The following is a 13,642-nucleotide window of genomic DNA, read 5'->3' as shown; positions in this document are numbered from 1 at the left end:
CAGTCAATTCCGGTTAGTTTCTAGCGCTAAAGGCGCCGGGCCGATCAATTTTACCTGCTTTTCAGGTAACAAATCCAGTTTCACACCGACTATATCTGCATGAAGCGGCAATTCTCTAGCCCCACGGTCTACTAAAACCGCCAACGTAACACTATCAGGGCGACCGTAATCAAAAATTTCATTTAATGCTGCACGGATCGTTCGACCTGTATAGAGCACATCATCCACCAAGATAATGTGCTCGTTTTCAACCTTAGCAGGGATATTACTTGGCTTAACCTGTGGATTTAAGCCTATGCGTGAAAAGTCATCCCGGTAGAATGAAATATCAATTTCACCAAGCGGTTTATTCAACCCTAGTTTCTGATGTAACTTTTCTGCCACCCATAACCCGCCGGTATGCACCCCTATCATCAGTGGCTCAACTATTTGCTTGCGCTCCATCATTTGTGCCAACTCATCTGCCATTGTGTTTATGATGGCATCAATATCAATAGCTTTTAACTCTGTATCCATACTTATTGCTTGTGTTGTTGTGTGTTTAACCAGCTTTGTAAAATCAACTGCGCAGCGACTTGGTCTTGAACTTCCCATAACTTATCGGCACTCACCTGAACCTCATCAAACAATATTTGTTTTGCTTCAAATGTTGTCAGCGCCTCATCAAATAATTCAACGGGGCATTGATACCGCCCTTCTAACTGTCTAGAAAACCGCTCCATTTTTGGCGTAACTGTATTATCACTACCATCTTCTTGGCGAGAAATACCAACTATCATTTTTGTTGGCTGCCAGGTCTCAATAATTTTTGTTAACTCGTCCCAGCCGGTCTTTTGTCTCACTGCTTTAACCGTTGTTAAGGCATTGGCAATGTGTGTCTGTGTATCACCCACAGCAACACCTATTTTTTTTACACCATAATCAAAACCTAGGCATACCGCCATTAGCAATGGCCCACATCAGAACTCATCAAACTAATATCAACACCTATTCTATGCGCCGCCAATTCCCAGCGTTGCGGGAGAGGCTCATCAAAAATAATATGTGGTTCAGCTTGGCCATGTAACCAAGAATTCCGCTGAATTTCCTGCTCCAATTGCCCTGCAGCCCAGCCCGCATAACCCAGCGCAACCATCCATTTCTCGGGCCCTTTACCTTCGGCAATTGCTTCTAAAATATCTTTTGAGCTGGTCAGCGCAAACTCATCATTCACCGTTAACGTAGAATCCCACTTGCCTACCGGCGTATGCAACACAAACCCTCGCTCAGGTTGAACAGGACCACCCATAAATAAAGGCGTTGCCGCTACTGCTGGGTTAACTGCAGTAATTGATAATTGATCAAAAATGGCTTTCATGGTCATCGTGTGTGGTTTATTAATCACGATACCCAGCGCCCCTTCTTCATCATGCTGACATAGGTAGGTAACCGATTTAGAAAAGTCATCACCTTCCATTCCTGGCATTGCAATTAGAAAATTATTAGTGAGATAGTTTTTTTTATTCATAAATAAAGTTTCATCGTTGTGGTCTTTAGCGTGTTAGCAAAGAGCCTTCATTTAAAAATTGCCAGGTCCTCGTGATGACCAAAATATCAATATCTTTTTGCAGATCAATAGGGAGCGGGGCAAATGGTGCCGATAGTTTAACAATATTGACTGCTGCATCATCAATAATTTTATGACCAGAACGGCGATTAATTATGATTTTCTTTAAATTACCATCGGCATATAATTCAACGCTCATTACTAATGTGCCCGACAAACGCTTACGCCTCACTTCCCCTGGATAATTCAAATTGCCCACTCGCTCAATTTTGCGTTGCCAAGCCGCTTCGTAACTGGCCGCTTTGTATTTATGCGCATTAATTGAGTTGATGTGTAATTTTCGAGGCCGTCGTGAATTACTGGTAACCGCTTCATTAATTTCTGCCTGAAGTTTTGCAATTTCCTCACTTTGACGCAATAAATCAGCCGTCGTTAGTGCCTTGCTTTGCTTTGGCACTTTTTTATTGCTAGCCTCAATTGCCACATCCGCTTCAGTTTGCAAGAGCGCCTTTTGAGCCTGAGCCAGCGATTGCTGCTCTTTCGTATGCTCAGATTGTGCTGACTGCTTTTTCGGCTGCAACGCTGCTTGCTGTTGATTAACTGCCTTTTCTTCCGCTTCGCCACTACCAACTTGATCTTCTTGGGCTAAAAAATCAGCTTTTTCAGGCCGCTCTTTATCCGGCGATACCACCAACACAACCTCTAGTGCTTGACTAACGGAACGCGAGATATCAACATCAAAACTAATACCCAAAATAACCAAGGCATGAATAATGCCCGCCATAAATAACGTTAAACCCAGCTTATCCGCTGATGATATGGCAGCTGGAGCAGCCACCTCTATGCTAGTTGCTCCTCAATGCAATCCATCAGTAAAGCACTTATGTTTAAACCAAATTGATTGTCCAACTCTTGTACACACGTTGGGCTTGTCACATTTATTTCCGTCACATAGTCACCAATCACATCTAAGCCAACAAAAAACAGCCCCTTTTTAACCAACGTAGGGCCAATTTGCTCACATAACCAACGGTCTCTATCGGTTAATGTTCGGCCCTCACCTGTCCCACCAGCGGCCAAGTTCCCTCGCGTTTCACCTTCGGCAGGAATACGGGCCAAGGCGTACGGTACGGGTTGACCATTAACAATTAAAATACGTTTATCGCCCTGCTTAATTTCAGGTAGATAGCGCTGAACCATTGTCAATTCTTTTCCATGATTAGTCATCGTTTCCAGCACAACGCCAAGGTTATGGTCCGCTTTTTTAAGTCGATAAATGGACGCGCCGCCCATCCCATCTAAAGGTTTAACAATAATATCTTCATGCTCAAGCAAAAAGTCTTTAATCCGTTGAGTTTGCGAAGTCACCAAGGTAGGCGAGCAACAGTCTGGAAACCATGCCGTAAATAACTTTTCATTGGCATCACGCAAAGACTGCGGTTTATTCACCACCAATACACCATCGGATTCGGCTTGTTCTAAAACATACGTCGTATAGACAAAGTTCATGTTAAAAGGCGGGTCAACACGCATTAAAATAGCATCCATTTGACTCATAACATCATCAATAGGCTCACCTAATGTAAACCAACTTTTTTCATCGCGCTGAACAGTTAATGGTTTATAGGTCGCCTTCGCCGTACCATTTATCAGGTACAGGTCTTGTTGTTCCATATAAAACAACTCCCAGCCCCTGCTTTGCGCTTCAAGCAACATAGCAAATGTGGTGTCTTTTTTGATATTGATTGACCCGATAGGGTCCATTACAACGCCTAAACGCATGGGTCTCTCCGCTTGTAAGTGTTTTCTCTAATATTATAACGTGTCATGTACATATAGATTTGTTATGAATTTCTTCTGTTAAGTTACTAATTGCATTTCGAAACTCAAGTAGTCCGCTCAATTCAATTCTAATACGGTCATTTTCAATTTTATAGCTGTCAGGATGGCTAATAGCTACTCGCTTCAAAGCATCTTTGTGTTTAGATAAAGGCACTCTACCAGCTATATGTAACAAAGCATTTCTAACTTCTTGAGCATTGATTATTATTGAATACGTAGAATTATCTCCCAGCTCCCCCAATATATCTTTAATATAAGATTTGAATTTTTTTATCCCATAACCTCCGTCTTGTTGAACCGAACGAGGGTTTTTATCTCTCCATAATAAATACAACATTTCTTCTAGATGACCAAACATTAACAGAAAAGATGTTTCACGAAGCTTTTCAGGGAAGTGTTTTTCTAGGTTAATCCTCAAATAAGCTTTATCTACACCAGATGAGTCCGCGTCTTCATCTATTAAAGTTGCTCTTAAAGCATCATCGATATAGTCATGAAACCTTGCTATACAACCAAGGTTTTGCCTAAGCATCAATTTAAAAATAGCATTCCCCATATCATTCTTACAATTCAAATAACAACCTCAAAACATAGTAAATTATCGTTGTCATTTAAACACAACCAGATTTCTTCATCTGTTTCGCCTTGAAAGGCGAGTGACTCTTTTGTCAGTAGCAACAAAAGAGTAACCAGAAAAATGCCACCCACTGCTCTCACCCTGAAGGGTGCCTTCAAAACTAATCATTAAAATAGCTACTGTGGAACTCGCCTAAAAAAAGGCTCGAACAACCACAGTAGAAAGCTCTATTTTATTGATTAGTTTTTCAGTGAGAGCAAGAGGGTTTAAAATCAAAATCACTCACTTTTGACTTTGGTACCCTTTTATCGCGCTAGGAATTATTTCTTTTCGGATAAGAGAGCGCGTTGTCTGAGCATAGCGAGTTTAGCGCGAACCCGAAAATAATTCATTACTGCGATTTGGGCGACCTTTTCTTTGGTTCTGTTTCTTTTTGTCGCAAAAAGAAATGAACACCCTAGCGGCAGCAAAAATGCAAACCTACCCCATATCTCCCCAGAGAACTTGCATCGCTGCAATGGAAGCAATCGCTGCTGTTTCGTTACGGACAACCCTTGGCCCAAAACCCAAGGCCGAAAAATTTACCTCTTGCGCATCCAACACTTCTTGTTCTGAAAAACCGCCTTCTGGCCCAATCAGCACGGCTACCGCATCATTTGGTTTTGGATAATCTCTTAACGTATCTGCCTTACCCGGCTCAAATATAATACGGCTTGCCGCCAACTCTGTATTTAGCCACTGCGCTAAGTCCATCGTTACATTTAAGATCGGTGGCTTATTTCGACCACACTGCTCACAAGCCCGATAGACAATGTTTTGCCAATGTTGATGGCGCTGCAAACGACGTTCTTCGGTGAGTTTAACAACACAGTGTTGCGTAATAACGGGGGTAATAACCGCCACGCCCAGTTCTGTCGCTTTTTGAATTGCCACATCCATCCGTTCACCACGGGAAACACTCAGGCCCAATTCAATCTGAAGCGGCGACTCTAATTCTACATTTCGCCAAGCACCCAGTTCTAGCACCACCGCTTTACGATGGACCTCTTGAACCGTGGCGGCATATTCGCCGCCCTGGCCATTAAACACTGTTAACTGAAAGCCTTTCTTTAAACGCAATACATTGCGTAAATAATGCGCCGCATCTGCTTCGAGTGTTACAGCGGCTCCTTCGACTAAATCTTGCTCAACAAAAAGGCGTGAAATACGCATCGCTAGCCGTGCAAACTATCCGGTAATGTTATGGTATCGATCGGGTCTTCATTTTTAGGCGGCATTTGCAAGTGAAAACCCTGCGTTTCAAGGTTCTTCATCACGACCAATACATCTTCTCGTGCTAATGAACGCTCCGCAGATAATTCTAAATCAAACACATGCTCAGGCACTGGAAATTGCTGCATCACTTCAACAGGAACATCTGAAAAATCATCCTGCTCTTTGACATATAAATATAAACCATCACGCTTAGCCGTTTTGTAAATGGCACAGGATATTTCTTTTACACGACTCATTTCGCGCTGATCCCTAAATTGCGGCAAATAGCCAAACTCGCTTCTGCCTGATTCATGCTGTAAAAATGCAGTCCCGGGCAACCATAGTCAAGCAATGTTTGACTTAACTCACTGACCACATCTGTTCCAAATGCTTTAATCGATTCGCGGTCATCGGCAAAGCCTTCTAGGCGTTTACGTATCCAACGGGGGATTTCAGCACCGCACATATCAGAAAATCTCGCCAACTGTGAATAGTTTGTTATTGGCATAATGCCCGGCACAATCGGTACATTTATAGCCATTTTGTCGCAATCTTCAACAAACCGGACATACGCCTCAAAATTAAAAAAGTATTGTGTAATGGCACTATCTGCGCCTGCTTCTACTTTTTGTTTAAAGTTAGCTAAGTCTGTTTGAGCATTCGCAGCTTGCGGATGAACTTCGGGATAAGCGGCCACTTCAATATGGAAGTGGTCACCTGTTTCTTCACGAATAAAAGCCACTAGCTCATTGGCATAGCGAAATTCACCAATATCCAAGGTGCCTGATGGGATGTCCCCACGTAAGGCAACAATGCGGTCTACGCCGTTATCCTTATAATTTGATAAAATTTTACGGATGCTTGCTTTTGTAGACCCCACACAAGACAAATGTGGTGCCGCTGAGAAACCTTGCTTTTTAATATCCAGCACGGTATCAATGGTACCTTGTTGAGTACTACCTCCTGCGCCAAAGGTGACAGAAAAATATGCTGGGTCAAGTTGGCCCAACTCTTTACTGACGTTTAACAGCTTAACTCGCCCTTCTTCGGTTTTTGGTGGGAAGAATTCAAAGCTAATTTTTTGATATGACTCTAAACTCATAGTTAGTAACGGTAGTGATGTGGTTTATACGGTCCTTCAACAGGGACATTAATATAGTCAGCTTGCTCTTGCGTAAGCTCGGTTAAATTTACGCCAATTTTCTCTAGGTGCAAACGCGCTACTTTTTCATCTAAGGTTTTAGGTAACACATAGACTTCATTTTTGTAGTTATCTCCATTTGAGAAAAACTCAATTTGCGCCATGACTTGGTTGGTAAATGATGCCGACATCACAAAACTTGGATGTCCTGTTGCACAGCCAAGATTAACCAAACGGCCTTTTGCTAACAGCGTAATTCTCTTGCCATCGGGGAAAATGACGTGATCCACTTGTGGCTTTACTTCTTCCCACTCGTATTTTTCAAGCGACGCAATATCTATTTCAGAATCAAAGTGACCAATATTACAAACAATCGCTTCATTTTTCATCGCCAGCATATGGTCGTGATTAATTACACCCAAGTTACCCGTTGTTGTCACAAAGATATCACCTTGGTCGGCCACATCGTCCATTCGTACAACGCGATAACCTTCCATCGCTGCTTGTAATGCACAAATAGGGTCAACCTCGGTCACCCACACACTTGCACCCATGCCTTTGAAGGCTTGAGCACAGCCCTTACCGACATCACCATAACCAATAACAACCGCAATTTTGCCAGCTATCATGACGTCTGTTGCACGTTTAATCCCATCTAATAATGATTCACGACAACCATACAGGTTATCAAATTTACTTTTCGTCACAGAATCATTCACGTTCATTGCTGGAAAAAGCAACTCACCTGATTCTTGCATTTGGTATAAACGATGTACGCCCGTTGTCGTTTCTTCTGTCACACCTTTGATACTGCTGGCCATGTTTTGCCATCTAGTCGGTGCTACCGGCAAATTGCGACGTAAGACATCAAGAATGGCGATCCACTCTTCATTATCGCCCTCTTTTGCATCCGGTACAGCGCCTGCTTTTTCAAACTCAACGCCTTTATGCAGTAGCAAGGTCGCATCACCACCGTCATCAAGAATCATATTTGCTTCTTGCCCCTCTGGCCAAGTCATCATCTGTTCTGTGCACCACCAATATTCTTCAATCGTTTCGCCTTTCCAAGCAAACACTGGAATATTAAGATCGGCAATCGCCGCTGCTGCGTGATCTTGTGTAGAAAAAATATTACAAGAGCACCAACGAACCTCAGCCCCTAAAGCCACTAAGGTTTTGATCAGTACCGCCGTTTGTATGGTCATGTGTAAACTGCCTGCAACGCGCGCACCTGCTAATGGCTTACTCTCACCAAACTCTTCTTGTAAGGCCATTAAACCCGGCATTTCGCTTTCAGCAATGGCTATTTCTTTATGACCCCATTCAGCCAATGACATATCAGCTACTTTATAATCTGTAAAACTCATTTTTTTATCTCTCTAAATTGTTGTGTGTCGGTGCGCCTAACTATTTAGCCGCATCTCTTAATAGCTCGGCTTTATCTGTGCGCTCCCAAGTAAATTCGGGTAATTCACGGCCAAAGTGTCCATAGGCTGCGGTTGGACGATAAATCGGACGCAATAAGTCCAATTCTGCAATTAAGCCTTTCGGGCGCAAATCAAAATGTTCGCCGATCAGTACAGCTATTTTGTCGTTGTCGATAAGCCCAGTACCAAATGTTTCAACCGCAATGGATGTTGGCTTGGCGACCCCAATCGCATACGAAACTTGTATTTCACAACGTTTCGCCAAACCCGCTGCAACAATGTTTTTAGCAACATATCGACACATATAAGCAGCAGATCGGTCTACTTTACTAGGATCTTTTCCAGAAAATGCGCCGCCGCCATGGCGTGCCATGCCACCATAGGTATCTACAATAATTTTACGACCTGTTAAGCCGCAGTCCCCCACAGGGCCACCAATAATAAATTGGCCTGTCGGGTTAATATGAATATTTTCAGACAAACAACTGGCAAACCACGCATCTGGCAATACCGGTTTAATAATTTCTTCAATCACCGCTTCGCGTAAATTGGCCAAACTGATCTCGGGTGCATGCTGTGTCGATAACACGATCGCTTCTACACCCACTGGTTTATTGTTTTCATAACGCAGGGTCAGCTGGCTTTTCGCATCAGGGCGCAGCCACGGTAATACGCCATTCTTACGCACCTCTGCTTGGCGCTGTACCAATCGGTGAGAATAGGTGACCGGTGCCGGCATTAAAACATCAGTTTCATCACAGGCATAACCAAACATCAGCCCTTGGTCACCAGCGCCTTGCTCATGCTCTTCGCTTTCATCCACACCAATAGCAATATCGTGAGACTGCTTACCGATTGCATTTAGCACCGCACAACTTTGCCAATCAAAGCCTATTTCTGGTTTGTCGTAACCAATATCTTTAACGACTTGACGTACTAGCTCTTCGGTATCGACCCATGCATTTGTCGTTACTTCACCGGCTAAAATCACCATTCCGGTCTTAACCATTGTTTCAACGGCGACTCTCGATGAGGCATCTTGTTCTAATAAGGCATCTAACATCGCATCTGACACTTGGTCAGCTACTTTGTCTGGGTGTCCTTCAGATACCGACTCAGATGTAAAAATAAAATTCTTGCTCATAGTAAACTCGCCTCTTCGGTTTAAAAATAGGCACTAAAAGTTGGGCTATATGGATGTTGCCAGTTAGGCAGATGATAAAAACTCACCGTTTTATCTAGACACCATGCTCATTATTTCAGTTTCCTGTTAATAATGAACGCAGTTAAAATTTGACTGCTTGAATAAGCCTAGCAGGAAGATCCTGTCGCAGCGTTCCTTATTCAAGGTGAAGCTATTTTAGATCATATATTAAAAATTTCAAGGGCTTAGCTTAGCAATGCCCTTAAACCACCTTTGCTAATAAATTGTTGGCAGAATTCTCGCTGTTCTTTGCTGGTAATCTGTGTAAGACCGACCCAAGGTTCTAGCCAGATCTTTTTCTTCATAGTAAATCCCAATAAAAATGTAGGCTGACATGCCAATTGAGAACACGATATTCCCAATAGTCATCGTTGGTAAGGACCAAAATACTACTAACAAACCTAACATCATTGGGTGACGAACCCATTGATAAAATAAACGCTCTTTAAATTTAACCTGAGTGTATGTTTTATTAACAAAAAACAACCACGTTTGACGCAAGCCAAATAGATCAAAATGGTTGGTTAAAAATGTTGAAAGAAGAGCCACCACCCAACCCAAAGCAAACACCGACCACACTAGTGTTATGGCAGCTTTGTTTGTTATTTGCCAGACAATGCCATTCATTGGCTGCCAACAAATCATAAGCATCGCCAACACAAGGCTTGAAGCCAATACATAGGTGCTTCTCTCTACTTGATGCGGCACCATTGACGATATCATGTCTTTAAACCAGCCACGCGCCATAACACTGTGTTGCACTCCCCATATGAGTAGTAAGCCAATATTCACCACTAAGGCATAAGGGGAGTATTCTGTCGACTGTGTTGCGAGACTCTTCGAGACACCTAAGCCGCCAACAAACCCTATAAAATAGACAAAGACCGCACAAAATAGAGCATAACTAACCACCCCATATAGCATCACCCAAGATCTCATCAGCTTCTCCCATTTAAATTGAATTTTCTTGCTATATTACCTTTATGAGAAGTAAGAATACACGCCTACGATCGGCACCTACGCTAACTCCACCAAACAGCAACTCAACACACTATGACAACTAAATTACAACAAACACTGCAACGTATTGACCTCGCTAATGCTAACGACCCAACAAACGGCACAGAAGCGCTATATTCACAACGCATGCTAAAAACCCTTCAGGCTTTTGAACCAAACGCATCTGACGCTCTCACCTTAGCTTGCTATGCCCAGCATGTGTGTCGTTGGAAACTAGCTCGAAAAGATTACCCTGCCGGTTTAACGGGCTATTTAACGTGGCGCACAGAGCTGGCGAAATTACATGCAAAAATTTTAGTCGACGCGATGCAAGAAAGTGGCTATGACGACGCCGACATTGAACGAGCAAACAGTATTATTCAAAAAAAGAGGCTTAAATCTGACCCTGAGGCACAAACATTGGAAGACGTGTCTTGCTTGGTTTTTTTAAACCATTATTTCGATGCCTTTGCCAACAAACATAGTGAAGAAAAAATAATTGACATTGTGCAAAAAACTTGGGGGAAAATGTCGGATAAGGGCCGCCAAGCGGCGTTAGCCTTAACCTTACCGCCTCATTTAGAAAAATTAGTCGCTAAGGCATTGGCTTAATGCACAAACCTGCGCTTACCTCTTTTATTATCGGGCTTGGCTTTTTAACCCTACTGGCCGGTTGCGCCTTGCCAAAAAAAGAACTGGTGACAGTACCCGCTGACGCCTTTGAGGTGTGTTATGGCTATGGTTGCAAAACAGTTCAGACTGTAACACTCGACGACGCTCAATGGTTCACCATTGAGCAACTTTTTTCACCTAAAGCAGCATCAGCTAAAATAGAACGCCAGCAACTATCACTGGCCATTGCTCAAATGGAAACGTTTATTGGTGAGATAACACACACTCAAGACGACTTGCCGGGTACGTTCGCCGCTTTTTTTCAAGACCGTAGCCATCAAATGGACTGCGTTGATGAGGCCACAAACACAACTTTATACCTAAGACTCTTTCGTGAGCGCGGGCTAATGCGCTTTCATAAAGAAGGCTATCGTATTAACCGCGGTTTCTTCCTAAACGGTTGGCCGCATACATCTGCGGTCATCGAGCAGCTAGACTCTGGCAAACGGTTTGCTGTTGATTCGTGGTTCCATAAAAATGGTATCAAGCCTGAAATAATCCCTATTGACTTATGGTATTCTGGGTGGCATCCAACACCGGATGATGACTCATAAAACAAAAAATCTCGGAGACAATAAATGAACGTAGGCAACAAGATTTTTTTATTCTTCCTTTCTGCATTTCTTTTTAGCCAATCTTATGCAGGATCTACAGAAGACGTCTTTTCAAACATCACACTTAAAACAACGCATGTACGCGGTAATATTTATATGCTTGAAGGAGCTGGAGGCTTTGCCGGCGGTAATATTGGCGTATCGGCTGGCCCAGATGGCCTTTTATTGGTCGATGACCAACTGGGGCCAATGTCCAAAAAAATTGATGCCGCACTAAACGATATCAGCAAAGGTCAGCTGCGCTTTATTCTTAATACTCACTGGCACGGTGACCATTCTGGTAATAACGCTTATTTTTCAAAAGATGCGACCATTATTTCGCATACGAATACCAGGAAACGTTTAATGACTGACCAAGAAAACTTCTTTGGGAAGTCACCGGCCTCACCAAAAGAAGCGTGGCCCATCATCACCTTTGAACAAGCCATTAACATTCATTTTAATAATGAGGAAATTCAATTTATCCACCATGCACATGGTCACACTGATAGTGATGCTGTCGTCTATTTTCCAAAAAGCAATGTTGCTCACTTAGGTGATCATTTTTTTAATGGTTTTTTCCCTTTTGTAGACTTAGACACCGGAGGCAATGCCTTTACCTTGACACACAATATCGGCGAAATAATTGAGTCATTACCTGAAGATACGCTTGTTATCCCAGGCCATGGCGAACTATCGGATGTGAACGGGCTAAAAAACTATTACGCAATGCTAACCGATACAACACAGTTCGTTAAGCAGCAAGCCGCTTCAGGTAAAACACTTGATCAAATCCAACTGGCCGGATTACCTAGCAAATGGGCCGCTTGGGGTGGTGGTTTTATCAACGAAGAGAACTGGATTAAAATAATCTTTAAGAGCCTACCCAAACAGCAATAAACTACCCTCACAATACAAAAAAAGCGGCTGACCTTTTTTTCAGCTGCTTTTTTATTACCCAAATCATGACTATGAAAAAACTTCTTACCGTACTGACTTTATTCTGTACCCCGCTATTTGCTGCCGAAGACAATCCGATGACAACTTGCTTGTCCAATTTACTCAATACGGCAGAAAACACTATGACCGTGGGCGAACTGAAACAGCAATGCCAAGACACAATGGCTTCAGAGGAGGAGCATTTTTCTGCATTAAAGCGTCGCCAACTGCAAGAAAAAACTGCCAGTTGGAATGCTTTTTCTTTGCTGCCACATAAACCTAATTACATTATTGCCAGCTATAACACCAGCGATCCTAGCACAACACCATTTGAAGCCGCTTACCCAGACGTTAACCCAGATCTTCAGCACCTAGAAACAAAGTTTCAAATCAGCATGAAACTGCCCATCGCTCGAAACCTTATCTTTGGGCAAGGGGATTTATATGCCGCATACACCAACCGGTCTTTCTGGCAGCAGTTCAATAAAACTCACTCTTCCCCCTTTCGTGACACCAATCATGAAGCTGAAACATGGCTTTCGTTCGACACCGACTATACAATTTTAGGGTTCCGCAACTCTGCCATTTTGACGGGGTTCACCCATCAATCGAATGGCCAATCAGGCTTATTATCAAGAAGCTGGAACCGCCTCTATACAGACTTTATCCTAGAAAAGGGCGACATCTACCTGTCATTTAAACCCTGGTACCGTATTCCTGAAAGTGAATCACAAGATGACAACCATGATATTGACGACTTTTTAGGTCACTTTGAATTAAGGGGCGTGTATAAAAAACAACAACATAGCTTTTCACTTCTATTCAGAAATAACCTCAAAACAAGCAGCAATAAAGGTGCTATCGAACTAGGCTGGAGCTTCCCGATACATAATAATGTTCGCGGCTATGTGCAATGGTTCAATGGTTACGGCGAGAGCCTTCTCGACTATAACAACCACACCAATAGCCTAGGCTTTGGAATCCAACTGAATGATTGGTTATAAACCAGCACTTTTTTGTCAGGTATAATTTATTCATCAACATCAAAGGGTCAACGCATGCAAACAGACTGTGACAACGACTGGAAAGCTAAATTAACCGCAGAAGAATATAATATTTGCCGCCAAAAGGGCACCGAAGCTGCTTTTTCTGGCATTTATGTAGACACTAAAACCGAGGGCCTCTATCTCTGCAAGTGCTGTGACGCGCCTCTGTTTGAGTCCGACAGCAAATACAACTCGGGTAGTGGCTGGCCAAGCTTTTGGAAGCCCATCCAATCAAATGCTATTAAAGAAAACCGAGATGAAAGTCACGGTATGGTCCGTATTGAAGTGGTCTGCGCTCAATGTGAAAGCCACCTTGGACACGTCTTTCCAGATGGTCCGCAACCAACAGGCTTACGCTATTGTATTAATTCCGCATCACTCAATTTAGACCCCAAGAAATAA

General features: G+C 42.9%; 17 protein-coding genes and 1 riboswitch. Of the genes, 5 read left to right on the top strand and 12 right to left on the bottom strand.

From position 1 onward, the window contains the following. Nucleotides 1-3: 3 nt before the first annotated feature. The 12 genes from pyrR to CYCME_RS01300 all read right to left on the bottom strand — a co-directional run bounded on the left by pyrR (nt 4) and on the right by CYCME_RS01300 (nt 9,930). Nucleotides 4-516 carry a bifunctional pyr operon transcriptional regulator/uracil phosphoribosyltransferase PyrR gene (pyrR, locus tag CYCME_RS01355; protein ID WP_015006952.1) on the bottom strand — a complete coding sequence of 171 codons (513 nt, stop codon included), beginning with the start codon at nt 514-516 and terminating at the stop codon, nt 4-6. 2 nt (nt 517-518) lie between these two features. Next, nucleotides 519-944: a Holliday junction resolvase RuvX gene (gene ruvX, locus CYCME_RS01350; protein WP_015006953.1), complete on the bottom strand. Its 426-nt coding sequence runs from the start codon at nt 942-944 to the stop codon at nt 519-521. Beyond that, nucleotides 944-1,507, bottom strand: coding sequence for a YqgE/AlgH family protein (locus CYCME_RS01345; RefSeq protein WP_041932856.1), 564 nt, complete (start codon nt 1,505-1,507; stop codon nt 944-946). Before CYCME_RS01345 ends, ruvX begins: the two co-directional genes overlap by 1 nt. Nucleotides 1,508-1,532: 25 nt before the next feature. Beyond that, nucleotides 1,533-2,384, bottom strand: coding sequence for an energy transducer TonB (locus CYCME_RS01340; RefSeq protein WP_041932855.1), 852 nt, complete (start codon nt 2,382-2,384; stop codon nt 1,533-1,535). 2 nt (nt 2,385-2,386) lie between these two features. Then, on the bottom strand, nt 2,387-3,328 hold the full coding sequence (gshB, locus tag CYCME_RS01335) for a glutathione synthase (protein ID WP_016390817.1): 942 nt from the start codon (nt 3,326-3,328) through the stop codon (nt 2,387-2,389). A gap of 43 nt (nt 3,329-3,371) precedes the next feature. After that, entirely contained in the window at nt 3,372-3,944 is a 573-nt protein-coding gene (locus tag CYCME_RS01330) for a hypothetical protein (protein WP_020931902.1), read from the bottom strand. Nucleotides 3,945-4,445: 501 nt separating this feature from the next. Further along, nucleotides 4,446-5,177 (bottom strand): 16S rRNA (uracil(1498)-N(3))-methyltransferase, encoded by a 732-nt coding sequence (locus CYCME_RS01325; protein ID WP_020931900.1) that lies wholly within the window; start codon nt 5,175-5,177, stop codon nt 4,446-4,448. A gap of 2 nt (nt 5,178-5,179) precedes the next feature. Beyond that, nucleotides 5,180-5,476: a YcgL domain-containing protein gene (locus CYCME_RS01320; RefSeq protein ID WP_015006959.1), complete on the bottom strand. Its 297-nt coding sequence runs from the start codon at nt 5,474-5,476 to the stop codon at nt 5,180-5,182. Continuing rightward, complete coding sequence (metF, locus tag CYCME_RS01315; protein WP_016390814.1) at nt 5,473-6,321, bottom strand: methylenetetrahydrofolate reductase [NAD(P)H]; 849 nt, start codon at nt 6,319-6,321, stop codon at nt 5,473-5,475. Before metF ends, CYCME_RS01320 begins: the two co-directional genes overlap by 4 nt. A 2-nt stretch (nt 6,322-6,323) precedes the next feature. Then, nucleotides 6,324-7,727 (bottom strand): adenosylhomocysteinase, encoded by a 1,404-nt coding sequence (gene ahcY, locus CYCME_RS01310; RefSeq protein WP_015006961.1) that lies wholly within the window; start codon nt 7,725-7,727, stop codon nt 6,324-6,326. A 40-nt stretch (nt 7,728-7,767) separates the two neighbouring features. Beyond that, a complete protein-coding gene (gene metK, locus CYCME_RS01305) occupies nt 7,768-8,931 on the bottom strand; it encodes a methionine adenosyltransferase (RefSeq protein WP_015006962.1) in 1,164 nt (387 codons plus the stop codon). Between the two features lie 127 nt (nt 8,932-9,058). Beyond that, a riboswitch (S-adenosyl-L-homocysteine riboswitch) is annotated at nt 9,059-9,135 on the bottom strand. Nucleotides 9,136-9,207: 72 nt separating this feature from the next. Further along, on the bottom strand, nt 9,208-9,930 hold the full coding sequence (locus CYCME_RS01300) for a methyltransferase family protein (protein ID WP_015006963.1): 723 nt from the start codon (nt 9,928-9,930) through the stop codon (nt 9,208-9,210). 114 nt (nt 9,931-10,044) lie between these two features. Here CYCME_RS01300 and CYCME_RS01295 point away from each other — a divergent pair, with 114 nt between their 5' ends. The 5 genes from CYCME_RS01295 to msrB all read left to right on the top strand — a co-directional run bounded on the left by CYCME_RS01295 (nt 10,045) and on the right by msrB (nt 13,642). Next, a complete protein-coding gene (locus tag CYCME_RS01295; RefSeq protein ID WP_015006964.1) occupies nt 10,045-10,602 on the top strand; it encodes a DUF4202 domain-containing protein in 558 nt (185 codons plus the stop codon). Then, the gene (locus CYCME_RS01290; RefSeq protein ID WP_015006965.1) at nt 10,602-11,216 is read left to right on the top strand and encodes a hypothetical protein; all 615 of its coding nucleotides are present in this window, start codon (nt 10,602-10,604) and stop codon (nt 11,214-11,216) included. The genes CYCME_RS01295 and CYCME_RS01290 overlap by 1 nt, the downstream gene beginning before the upstream one ends. A gap of 24 nt (nt 11,217-11,240) precedes the next feature. Next, a complete protein-coding gene (locus CYCME_RS01285; protein ID WP_015006966.1) occupies nt 11,241-12,155 on the top strand; it encodes an MBL fold metallo-hydrolase in 915 nt (304 codons plus the stop codon). 137 nt (nt 12,156-12,292) lie between these two features. Next, a complete protein-coding gene (locus CYCME_RS01280) occupies nt 12,293-13,198 on the top strand; it encodes a phospholipase A (protein WP_020162745.1) in 906 nt (301 codons plus the stop codon). Between the two features lie 54 nt (nt 13,199-13,252). After that, complete coding sequence (gene msrB / locus CYCME_RS01275; protein WP_016390807.1) at nt 13,253-13,642, top strand: peptide-methionine (R)-S-oxide reductase MsrB; 390 nt, start codon at nt 13,253-13,255, stop codon at nt 13,640-13,642.

Origin of the sequence: Cycloclasticus zancles 78-ME, from assembly GCF_000442595.1 — a bacterium.
Classification (GTDB): domain Bacteria; phylum Pseudomonadota; class Gammaproteobacteria; order Methylococcales; family Cycloclasticaceae; genus Cycloclasticus; species Cycloclasticus pugetii.
The sequence above is the reverse complement of the archived record's forward strand: the minus strand, read 5'-3'. Positions and strand labels throughout refer to the sequence as shown.

Coding starts and splice junctions, on each gene's coding strand:
- pyrR (WP_015006952.1), bottom strand. CDS start 516: ATGGATACAGAGTTAAAAGCTATTGATATTGATGCCATCATAAACACA.
- ruvX (WP_015006953.1), bottom strand. CDS start 944: ATGGCGGTATGCCTAGGTTTTGATTATGGTGTAAAAAAAATAGGTGTT.
- CYCME_RS01345 (WP_041932856.1), bottom strand. CDS start 1,507: ATGAATAAAAAAAACTATCTCACTAATAATTTTCTAATTGCAATGCCA.
- gshB (WP_016390817.1), bottom strand. CDS start 3,328: ATGCGTTTAGGCGTTGTAATGGACCCTATCGGGTCAATCAATATCAAA.
- CYCME_RS01330 (WP_020931902.1), bottom strand. CDS start 3,944: ATGGGGAATGCTATTTTTAAATTGATGCTTAGGCAAAACCTTGGTTGT.
- CYCME_RS01325 (WP_020931900.1), bottom strand. CDS start 5,177: ATGCGTATTTCACGCCTTTTTGTTGAGCAAGATTTAGTCGAAGGAGCC.
- CYCME_RS01320 (WP_015006959.1), bottom strand. CDS start 5,476: ATGAGTCGTGTAAAAGAAATATCCTGTGCCATTTACAAAACGGCTAAG.
- metF (WP_016390814.1), bottom strand. CDS start 6,321: ATGAGTTTAGAGTCATATCAAAAAATTAGCTTTGAATTCTTCCCACCA.
- ahcY (WP_015006961.1), bottom strand. CDS start 7,727: ATGAGTTTTACAGATTATAAAGTAGCTGATATGTCATTGGCTGAATGG.
- metK (WP_015006962.1), bottom strand. CDS start 8,931: ATGAGCAAGAATTTTATTTTTACATCTGAGTCGGTATCTGAAGGACAC.
- CYCME_RS01300 (WP_015006963.1), bottom strand. CDS start 9,930: ATGAGATCTTGGGTGATGCTATATGGGGTGGTTAGTTATGCTCTATTT.
- CYCME_RS01295 (WP_015006964.1), top strand. CDS start 10,045: ATGACAACTAAATTACAACAAACACTGCAACGTATTGACCTCGCTAAT.
- CYCME_RS01290 (WP_015006965.1), top strand. CDS start 10,602: ATGCACAAACCTGCGCTTACCTCTTTTATTATCGGGCTTGGCTTTTTA.
- CYCME_RS01285 (WP_015006966.1), top strand. CDS start 11,241: ATGAACGTAGGCAACAAGATTTTTTTATTCTTCCTTTCTGCATTTCTT.
- CYCME_RS01280 (WP_020162745.1), top strand. CDS start 12,293: ATGACAACTTGCTTGTCCAATTTACTCAATACGGCAGAAAACACTATG.
- msrB (WP_016390807.1), top strand. CDS start 13,253: ATGCAAACAGACTGTGACAACGACTGGAAAGCTAAATTAACCGCAGAA.